The sequence below is a fragment of the Plastoroseomonas hellenica genome (assembly GCF_018129085.1).
In the GTDB taxonomy this organism is placed as follows: domain Bacteria; phylum Pseudomonadota; class Alphaproteobacteria; order Acetobacterales; family Acetobacteraceae; genus Plastoroseomonas; species Plastoroseomonas hellenica.
The window spans coordinates 1-3,022 of the sequence record NZ_JAAGBB010000129.1 but is presented as its reverse complement, the minus strand read 5'-3'; the positions used below and the strand labels follow the sequence as shown (position 1 = coordinate 3,022).

4 protein-coding genes are annotated in these 3,022 nt (G+C 71.3%); 1 reads left to right on the top strand and 3 read right to left on the bottom strand.

Annotated elements, in window-relative coordinates; all coding sequences use genetic code 11:
* Nucleotides 1–391: 391 nt before the first annotated feature.
* The 3 genes from GXW71_RS34385 to GXW71_RS34375 form a co-directional block, all read right to left on the bottom strand.
* Nucleotides 392–637, bottom strand: a complete 246-nt coding sequence (locus tag GXW71_RS34385) for a hypothetical protein (RefSeq protein ID WP_211858569.1) — start codon at nt 635–637, stop codon at nt 392–394.
* A 139-nt stretch (nt 638–776) separates the two neighbouring features.
* The gene (locus GXW71_RS34380) at nt 777–1,196 is read right to left on the bottom strand and encodes a nuclear transport factor 2 family protein (RefSeq protein ID WP_246527156.1); all 420 of its coding nucleotides are present in this window, start codon (nt 1,194–1,196) and stop codon (nt 777–779) included.
* Nucleotides 1,197–1,419: 223 nt separating this feature from the next.
* On the bottom strand, nt 1,420–2,316 hold the full coding sequence (locus GXW71_RS34375; protein ID WP_211858566.1) for a LysR family transcriptional regulator: 897 nt from the start codon (nt 2,314–2,316) through the stop codon (nt 1,420–1,422).
* 197 nt (nt 2,317–2,513) lie between these two features.
* Between GXW71_RS34375 and GXW71_RS34370 the strand changes: the two genes are divergently transcribed.
* The coding region (locus GXW71_RS34370; protein ID WP_211858565.1) for a serpin family protein at nt 2,514–3,022 on the top strand (509 nt) is incomplete at its 3' end.

The following is a 3,022-nucleotide window of genomic DNA, read 5'->3' as shown; positions in this document are numbered from 1 at the left end:
AAGTACAACCCGATCGGCGACGACTTCTCGGGCAGCCCGGCCACCGTCGGCTGGGACCTCGCGAAGGCCGTCAAGGTCTGATCTCGCTCGGGGCCGGCGCTCGACCGGCCCCACCCGCGACCGGGAATGCCGGGTTCGGCTCACAGCCGGATCCGGCGTTCTTGATTCACCCCTCCCGCGGGGAGCACTCCACCAGGCCGTTGGGGGTCACGACGCAGCGATAGCGTTCGCTCTCAGGGGGCGATGGCGGCGGAGCGGCCGCGCATCCGGCCAGCCACGCGATGGCGGCGGCCAGCAGCAGATCACGCATCCGAGGCACCGGCATCCCCTCCCCGCCGCGATGATCACCGCGGAGGGCGCGAGGTGCAATCCCTTCAGCCCGAAGCCGCCATCAGGCGGCGGGCCAGAGCTCGCGAAGCCGGTCGATGGTGTCGCCGACCACCTCGATCTGCCGCTCCTGCGCCGGCAGTTGATCCTCGGCATAGGCGATGGCGACATCCTCGAACTGCTGGCGCGTCACGCCTTCCGCCTTGGCCGCCCCGATCGTGGCGACCGCCAGCTCCGTATCGGCCTGGCGTGCCGCGAAGGTCACGTCCCGGTCATCGAAGCATTCCGGCAACAAGGTTTCCCAGAACATCGGACTTCCATTGCGCTGAGCCGAGCGGATATCCCCCGGCCTTCGCATGGGTAACGCCGCAGGCGCTTCGCCGATGCGTCGCCGCGATCGCATTCCAGCGAGCGCCCGGGCGGGACCGACGCAAAGCGTGCGCGCCTTCTCAGGACGCCTGAGGCAGGATCGGCTTACCCATCGCCGCGGCCGCGCGCGTCGGATCGAAATATTCGCGCAAGGAAGCGATCTTCCCCCCGGCCGCGCGCAGGAAGACGACGTATTGCTGGCGATAGAGCCGCCCCGTCGGCTTGATGACCGCCTCCGCCTTCACCTCGGCGACGGCCGCTTCCGGATCGGCGAAGGCCTGCACCTGGATGTCGAAGAAGCGGAAATTTTCGACGGCGCCCAGGAACCAGGTGACGTGGCGCATCACCTCATCCCGCCCAGCCAGCCGTGCGGGATCGCCGATGCCCGGCCCATAGGGAAGTTCCCACAGGAGGTCGTCCGCGATGAGCCCCTGCCACCGCGCATTGTCGGCGACGAGGGTCTGGAAATGCCGGAGGAGAAGATCGGCCGCGACAGTCATCTGGTTCACCTCTTCGCGTCATGCATCTCAGACGCCGGCGCCGGGGCGCTCGGCGAGGAGCTGAAGCTCCCAGGCCAGGTTGGTGGCACTCGCGCCGCCATGCCAAGCTCTCGAAACCACGGTTCCAGCCGCGGACGCCAGCTTCGCAACCGAAGGCCCGGCGCGACAGCCGGATACGCTCGAACGCCGGGTTCGACCGGCTTGGCGGGGTCGCCGCAACTCCTTACCCCGCGGCCTGCCCGACGAAGCGCGCCAGCAGCCAGGCTGCCGCAGGCCCGGGCGGAGTGTCGGTGCGGTAGATAGCGTCGAACCGGTAGGGCCCGCCCCTGCAATCCGGCAGGTCGAGCTGCACGAGCCGCCCCGCGCCGAGGTCGTCCCGCACCATCGGCAGGGGCATGTTGCCCCAGCCGATACCCTCCAGCAGGAGCAGGTGCTTGGAGGCGAGATCGGCAAGCCGCCAGGAACGGGTGCCGACGACGCCGAGGTCCGGGAGCATGCGGGGCGACCGATCGGTCAGCACCAGTTGGACGTGATCGCGCGCGGCACCCGGCGCGTTCCGGCCGGCCGTCGCAAGCGGATGGCCAGGGGCTGCGACCGGCACCAGATCCACGTGGCCGGCGCCCACGCGTTCGATACCGCCAATCGTCGCATCGGGCGGCCCGCTGACCGCGATCGTGACCACGCGATCGAGCACGAGCTGCGTCACGGCCCCGAGCGCCTCGCTGCGGAGGCGGAGGGCGACGGTCGGGAACTCCGCCTGGAATGCCTTCAGCGCATCCGCGACGCGCGCCGCGGGCAGCATGGCATCCAGGGCGAGGCGGACCTCCGCCTCCAGCCCGCGCCGCAGGCCGTTCACCCGGGCGCGCAGCCCGTCGACGCCTTGCGCGACGGCACGTGCCTCCGCCAGGACGGCGCGGCCGGTTTCGGTGAGCCGGGGCAATCTGCTGCCGCCGCGTTCGAACAGCGAAACCCCGAGCTGCGTTTCGAGAGTGGCGATCGTGTAGCTGACCACCGAGGTCGCCCGGCCGAGCGCGCGCCCGGCGCCGGCGAAGCTGCCCACATCGGCGACCGCAATGAAGACGCGCAGCTGGTCGATGGTGGGTGTGCCGGTGTCCGACATCCTGTGTCCTTCAGGCTCCGTGCCCTCCGTCCGGATGGCCGGCGCCGGCAGGGCCGCTCTCTCGGGCAAGATTGGGGATTCCGAGGGTCGCATGGGCCGCGACGGCGGGGCCAGCCGCCTGGTCAAGGCTGCACGGCCTCGCGCCCGATGCCGTCGCGCGGTGTAAAGCGGTGTGCGCGAAATCGCTTGCGGGAACGTTGCACCCCTGGGATGACGCGGCCTTCGAGCAGGCGGTGACGAACCCGATGCGCATAGTCCCTTCACGGCGTCGCCTGGTCCAGGCGCTGCCCGGCCTCCTCCTGGCAGGGCAGGCATGGCCGCAGGCGGCGCCGGCAAGCCTGCCCGCCAGGGTGAATGGCCTCGGCGAGCGGCTCCTCGCCGCCCAGGACCAGGACGAGGACGCCGTCCTGATCTCCCCCCTCAGCCTGCTCGACGCGGTGGCGCTGCTGGCCCTCGGGGCGCGGGGCGAGGCGCTGCAGCAGATGAACGGCCTCCTCGGGTCCGACAACCGCGCCGCCTATGCCGCGCTGCATGCGCAATTGGGGGGCGCGACGGCGCTGCGCCGGGCGAGCGGCGCCTGGCTGGCGGGCGGGGAGGCGCCGCTGCCGGACTACCGGGCGGCGCTGACGGCGCTCGGCGCCGAGATCCAGTCGGTCGATTTCCGCGATCCAGGCGCGGTCAGGCTGATCAATGCCTGGGTGGCGGC

Excerpts from the sequence above, each read along its gene's own strand:
- GXW71_RS34385 (WP_211858569.1), bottom strand. The coding sequence starts at position 637 with ATGTTCTGGGAAACCTTGTTGCCGGAATGCTTCGATGACCGGGACGTG.
- GXW71_RS34380 (WP_246527156.1), bottom strand. The coding sequence starts at position 1,196 with ATGACTGTCGCGGCCGATCTTCTCCTCCGGCATTTCCAGACCCTCGTC.
- GXW71_RS34375 (WP_211858566.1), bottom strand. The coding sequence starts at position 2,316 with ATGTCGGACACCGGCACACCCACCATCGACCAGCTGCGCGTCTTCATT.